The organism is Aestuariivirga sp. (assembly GCF_037139295.1).
Lineage (GTDB): Bacteria > Pseudomonadota > Alphaproteobacteria > Rhizobiales > Aestuariivirgaceae > Aestuariivirga.
Genome location: NZ_JBAXGR010000149.1, coordinates 1 through 6,206, shown reverse-complemented (window position 1 = coordinate 6,206; position 6,206 = coordinate 1). Strand labels below are relative to the sequence as shown.

Here is a 6,206-nt window from a genome sequence, read left to right as displayed (position 1 = left end):
AGTGAGGCACGTATTAATACGTGCTCATCCCGGCCGGCATCGCAGGGACTAAAGCTACGATGGTCTGCGTGATGGTCCCATAAAGAGCCCGATCAACAAAGACCATAAAAAACAGGTAGATAACTAGATATAATGGCGGAGAGGGAGGCAGACGAACCCTAGTCTACAGCACTCCAGACAAGTCCACCAACATCAACAGAAATCCCCATTATAAAGCTCACCACTCTCCACAGTAGTCTATGCCGCTCTATTGGTTGTTGCCCTGATCCAGCTTCCGCGCTAGGCCATTCGCTAGGCCAAAGCGACGGAAGGCACCCCAATGGCAGGCAAACTAAACCTCCTCACTGCTCGCCAAGTTGAGACGATCTCGCAAGCCGGCCGTCACGCTGATGGCGGTGGTCTGTACCTGCGTGTCCGACCCGGTGGTTCGAAGACGTGGTCGATGATGTTCGCCGTGATGGACGGCAAGAGGCGCAAACAGACCGAGATCAGCCTCGGACCTGCCGGTGCCGGTGGCCTGTCGCTCGCCGAGGCCCGCGGCAAGGCCGCCGAGATACGCGCCCAGCGACTCCGCGGCCTCGATCCCAAGGCCGAGCGCAAAGCCGCCGCGGTGCCAACCTTCGGCATCTTCGCCGATGAATACATCGACACCCACGCCAGCCGCTTTAAGAGCCCCAAGCACCTCGCCCAGTGGCGGATGACCCTCGGCGACACCTACTGCGGCGCGATCCGGGGCAAGCTAGTGAGCGAGATCGGCACCGACGATGTGCTAGCCGTCCTGAAACCCATCTGGGGCACGGTGCCGGAGACCGCCAGCCGCATCCGAGGCCGGCTTGAGAACGTGCTCGATGCCGCCAAGGCTCGCGGATTCCGGGCTGGTGAAAACCCGGCGACGTGGCGCGGCCACCTCCGGGCCATCCTTCCCGCCCGCCAGAAGCTCACCCGCGGGCATCACGCCGCTTTGCCATACGATGACGTTCCAGCCTTCATGGCCGCCCTGCGGGCTCGCCAGAGCCTTGCTGCGATGGCACTGGAATTGGCGATCCTTACAGCATGCCGTTCCGGGGAAGTGCTGGGTGCCCGGTGGGAGGAGATCGACCTCAAGAAGGGGGTGTGGATCATCCCGAAGGAGCGCATGAAGGCTGGCCTCGCCCACCGCGTGCCCTTGAGTAAGCGGGCGGTGGCACTGCTGAAGGGCCTGCCACAGGTCAACCCCTACGTCTTCCCCGGTCAGGCACCCGGCAAGCCTCTCTCGGGCATGGCGATGGAGATGCAGCTACGCCGCATGGACCGGAACGACATCACGGTGCACGGATTCCGCTCCACCTTCCGCGACTGGTCCTCCGAACAGACTTCCTTCCCGCATGAAACATGTGAGCACGCGCTGGCGCACCGTATCAGCGACAAGGCAGAGGCAGCATATCGGCGTGGCGACCAATTCGAGAAGCGCCGCGAGCTGATGCAGGCGTGGGCGAGGTGGTGCGAACCCAAGCTGGGCAGCAATGTCGTTCAACTCAAGAAGTAGATCGATCCGCTTGATATGGGCCGACTACTAACTCCAAAACCACACGCCGCACCGTTGGAGGCGGCGTCTACTGCGGACTAATAAGTATTTTTGTATAATACCAATCGCAAACACCAAGATTAGCCCAATATAGCAGCCTTAAGTTATTCACCCCTGCTGGCAACCCCGTAATGTACAAAAAACCAGTTCCAGTCGGATTGACAGGACTGTAATTGAGCCTAGTCAAGGAAACTGTTCGACTAGTTGGGCTGCTGTAAGGTTCATACGACACGATTGAGTTCTGGCTCACGCGGACGCCGAGCGCACAAGTGTTTGGGGCGGACGTATTATTTCCGAGCTCTGCCGAAATATGCACTATCGCTGAACCGCTTGATCCGATGGTGACATCGATATTTGTATTGGTGAGGTCCTCCCAGGTCTGGGAAGTATAATTACTCCAGCTACTGCCCTCAGTATAATACACTGGACCACCTGCTCCAGCAGGTCCAGTCGCTCCAGTGGGCCCAATAGGTCCTGTTGGACCAGCGGGACCCGCCGCTCCAGTGGCTCCAATTGGGCCCACTGCTCCGGCATTACCAACAGGTCCCGTCGCACCAACAGGGCCTATTGGACCTGTTGCTCCGGCAGGACCCGTTGCCCCGGCAGGACCAGCAGGTCCCGTTGCTCCAGTAGCCCCAGCATCTCCGGATAGCCCCGTTGCACCAATGGGTCCTGTAGGTCCAGCAGGTCCCGTCTCCCCAGCAGGCCCAGTTGCACCAGTAACTCCAGCAGCACCTGGCGGGCCTGCTGCACCAGAACCCACGAGTGAAGTGCCTGTAGCAGGCCAGTAAGGAGCAGTCGCTGTCTTCGGTCCGAAGAGAGTGTTCGTCGTTGTGTTGAGGTAGAAATCGCCAACCTGACCCAAGGACTGATCAAAAGGATTTCCAACGCCATTAAGGATCGTGTTGCCAATGGTTCCGACCTGCTGCCACCAAGTTGGATTGGTGCTAGGAATGTAGCTCTTGTTTGGCGCTGCACCTTGAATTTCATGGTTACCGCTAGGTAAACATACTAGCCCAGTAATTTGCGGGGTGAAAATGATCCGAATTCACTTTACGGACGCCTCAGCAAGAGTCGGGGGAATGATAGCCAAGAACTTGTAGACGTCGTTAAGCGCAGCGTCGGTCAACTCCTGACGACGAGCACAGAAGCCCGCAAGCCGGGAATGCTGCTCGGCAAGATCCAGTCGGATAAGACCCGCGGCTTCCTTAGGACGGGTTCGATAGGGGGTTCGACATTGCCATCGTCCTGACGAAGGGCACCAAGGTGTTGCCCCTGACAACAATCCCTCATCCCAGCCGTTGCGAGTTCTGCCAGGTGACCCACCCTACGAACCTCAGATGCTTGGTAGATGAAATGATTGGCCAGACTGAGGTCCGCGGCGTCTCAGTGGGAGCTGGACCCTCAACGTGCAGCTTGGGAAGCTGCCACTCTACCACTGAACTACGCCGCGATGGAGCAGAGATGAGTGGAGGTGGGGCAGGGCGGCACCCCCGTGACCGGTTACCACCCTGTCAACCAGCTCCGCTGTCGAGAGTATTCTTATGGATGATCCCGTTCTTCATGATGATGCTGAACTTATGTTCGGGGTCCGCAACAAGATCAATATTCTCAAGCGGGTTTCCATCGACGACCAGGATGTCAGCGAGAGCACCCTTTGCGATTATGCCAAGCTTGCCCGGATAGGGATTTCGCGAGCCGGACATTGCGAGGAGTTCGGCATTGTTGCTGGTTGCCATGATCAGGATTTCGGCGGGCCGGTACCAGCGCTTCATAGCCGCAAGCAAGTGACCCTGCTGTTTAGTGCTTGGCGGATTGAAAAGGATGTCCGTTCCCCATGCTACCTTTAAGTTCAACTTGCGAGCCAACCCGTAGATAGTGTCGGTTCCATGCGTAACCTGGAGTTCTTTCAATCGGTTAGGTGTCCCCTCGGGAAAGGTGCCATGTCCCTCATCAATGAAGGGCTGTGTGCTGAGCCATGCAGCTCGTTCGGCGATCATTTCCGCTGTTGCCTCGTCCATGAGGTGTCCATGCTCGATGCAGCGGACGCCAGCCTTAAGTGCCGTCTGAATGGAGCGTGGCATATATGCATGTACGGCCACATAAGTCCCCCAGTTGTCAGCGGCTTCCACCGCAGCTTGGAGTTCGCGTTCAGTATACTGGTTCGTGTCAATGGGGTCGTAGTGAGAGACTATGCCGCCCCCTGCCGCCAACTTTATCTGGCTTGCTCCCAGCGCCAGCTGCTCGCGTGTCCGCTTGAGCACTTCATCGGCACCGTCAGCGATCACACCTGCACCGATTTCCTCCACACGGCTCCAGCTTCCTGGGCGCTGTGGCAGTTCATAGGGCAACCGAAAATCTCCATGACCGCCTGACTGCGAGATAATTGCTCCCGAAGGCCAGATACGCGGGCCTGCGTTCATGCCGTTGTCGATTGCTTTCTTGAGACTAAATGATGCGCCCGCCATATCACGAACACTGGTAAAACCACGCATGAGTGTGCGGTTCGCCTCGTCCGCGGCCAACAAAGTGAGATATCCTTCGTCTGCCGTGAGGACGTCAGGGATAGTTACGGGGGCTAACATTGTATGCCAGTGCGCGTCGATTAGTCCTGGCATCAGCGTTCGCCCACCACAATCGATCTTTACGGTTGTCGGATCGGATGCCGAAATACCGGCCGCAACATCTACAATCACACCATCTTGTACGACGACGGAGAGGCCTCGTTTGAGGCTTGCAGAAACACCATCAAATATTGCGACATTTTCGAAGACGGTGCGTACAGGGGGCTCGGCCCTTGTTGGATGCGTCTTGATGACTGAGGCTCCCGCAATGCTCAACCCAGCCGACAGCAGGTATCGGCGCGAAATTCCCGTCATTAACAAATCTCCGTCCATAGTGGTGTTAGGGCATGACGAATATCGATGCTGTCACTGGGGGGGGTATTAGTCATCTAACAACGCTCAAAACAGATGATAATAAAGCTTCAAGGACGCTGCAAGACGGTACCGAGTTTTCAGTTGGATCAGCGAACGACAACAGCCACCTTCGCTCCCTGATGCTCCTTGGCAATCTGCTCCCAAGCCTTCCTGTCCACGTTGCGATAGATGACGGCCTTGGTGATAGATCACACATGCAGCCTGGGAAGCTGCCGTTCTACCCCTGAACTATGCCCGCGATGGAGCAGAGATGAGTGGAGGTGGGGCAGGGCGGCAAGGGGGTAACGAGTTTTGCCCACGGATTTGCAGGTCTTGCGCACAAAGCAAAGTGATGGAGCCAACTCTGTTGTCTCTCACTTAAGTGGAATCCCTGATCGACACGTCCATTGGCCGATGTTACGAAACAACCTTTGATTTATGCAGGAGTGGATCAAATGGTAAGGGTTGTTCGTTCGATCTTCTTTTCGGTCGTCTTCGGAGCCATCCCGCTTGCTGTGTCAGTTCCGTTGACTTCGGCATCTTGGGCTGACGTGCAACGGGTATTCAATACGCCGCCTTCAAAGCTTTCAAGCCTGTCTCAGGATGAGCTTAACGCCTTCGGGACAAGACTTGTTACTGAGGCCTACGAGATCCGCGCGAAGGTTGAAAAGCCCGTACAGGGCGGCAATACCCAAGAAAAAATCAAATCCGATGCCGTGAAGGCCGTACAGAACCTATATGACGGCGACGCCATAATCCAACGCGCGCGTCTCAATTATGGCCTTACCACGAAAACTTATGTGCCCAACTATACGGGCAAATTCAAGATCAGCAACGTCGCCGTTTCCCAGACCAGCGAAACTGTGCTGGTCATCTCCTTCGATGTAAAACTTCCGGACCGCGTCAGCCTGCAATCGGGTATCGTATATAGCCAGGAAGATGCGCCGCGCCTTCTGGTGATGCGCTGGAACGAAGCAGAGAAGATGTGGAAGATATTCACCCACTCCGACTTCGATTCTCCGAGAACGTATCTCTGCGGGGCAAACAAGGATTTCTTGCCTGAGAAAAGCGTCTTCAAGCCTGAGGATATCGAACTGGGGCGGACGCTCTGGGACGAAGTCCAGACTTCCTCATTGACGGGTCAGCCACAGACCATGCATTCAAAAGGATTTCAGTTCGTGTTTGCCAGCGGCGAACGCAAGACCGCGCCTGGCAAGATACGCGCACGACTGACCAAGCGGGAGGAGATCGTTGACGTAGAGGCGATCAAGTCAGATGATCTGCTTGCGTTGCGCTTCGACTCCCTTGGACCAATGGAGCTCGACGGTGGGCAAACCCGCGAGGCAAAGAGCCCCCGTCTCGCGACGTTTCATCTTGACCCCGACGGGAAGTGGAGGATGAATGCGGTTGGTGTGTTTCACGTCACCGCTAAATTCGCAGATGGTGTGGCATGTGTTCAGCAATAGGACGTGATCCACCCCCATTGAAGTGGTCCGACTTGAAGTATGTCTTAAGGCATCCAGGAGGATCAGAACATGCCAAGGAAGAAGCACACACCTGAAGAGATCGTTGCCATGTCAGTCTATACCTAGCCGGAAGTAGAACGCCCCTTCTTGAACGAGACTGAACTTGAATCCTGCGACTGCACCAATTCGCTAATTCACGTAAAAATATGATCGGCCCCAACGAGTGGTCGGGTTTGAATGTTAGTGCATGATTGGCTT

Annotated in this window: 4 protein-coding genes; 2 read left to right on the top strand and 2 right to left on the bottom strand. The window is 56.2% G+C overall.

Annotated features, from left to right (window positions below):
* Window positions 1–319 precede the first annotated feature (319 nt).
* Entirely contained in the window at window positions 320–1,525 is a 1,206-nt protein-coding gene (locus WCJ41_RS19660) for an integrase arm-type DNA-binding domain-containing protein (protein ID WP_336907536.1), read from the top strand.
* Between the two features lie 603 nt (window positions 1,526–2,128).
* Here the strand turns inward: WCJ41_RS19660 and WCJ41_RS19655 are convergent.
* Together WCJ41_RS19655 and WCJ41_RS19650 are read right to left on the bottom strand one after the other, a co-directional pair.
* Window positions 2,129–2,317, bottom strand: coding sequence for a hypothetical protein (locus tag WCJ41_RS19655; protein ID WP_336907535.1), 189 nt, complete (start codon window positions 2,315–2,317; stop codon window positions 2,129–2,131).
* Between the two features lie 761 nt (window positions 2,318–3,078).
* On the bottom strand, window positions 3,079–4,443 hold the full coding sequence (locus WCJ41_RS19650; RefSeq protein ID WP_336907534.1) for an amidohydrolase family protein: 1,365 nt from the start codon (window positions 4,441–4,443) through the stop codon (window positions 3,079–3,081).
* Between the two features lie 446 nt (window positions 4,444–4,889).
* Between WCJ41_RS19650 and WCJ41_RS19645 the strand changes: the two genes are divergently transcribed.
* On the top strand, window positions 4,890–5,948 hold the full coding sequence (locus WCJ41_RS19645; RefSeq protein ID WP_336907533.1) for a hypothetical protein: 1,059 nt from the start codon (window positions 4,890–4,892) through the stop codon (window positions 5,946–5,948).
* Window positions 5,949–6,206 lie beyond the last annotated feature (258 nt).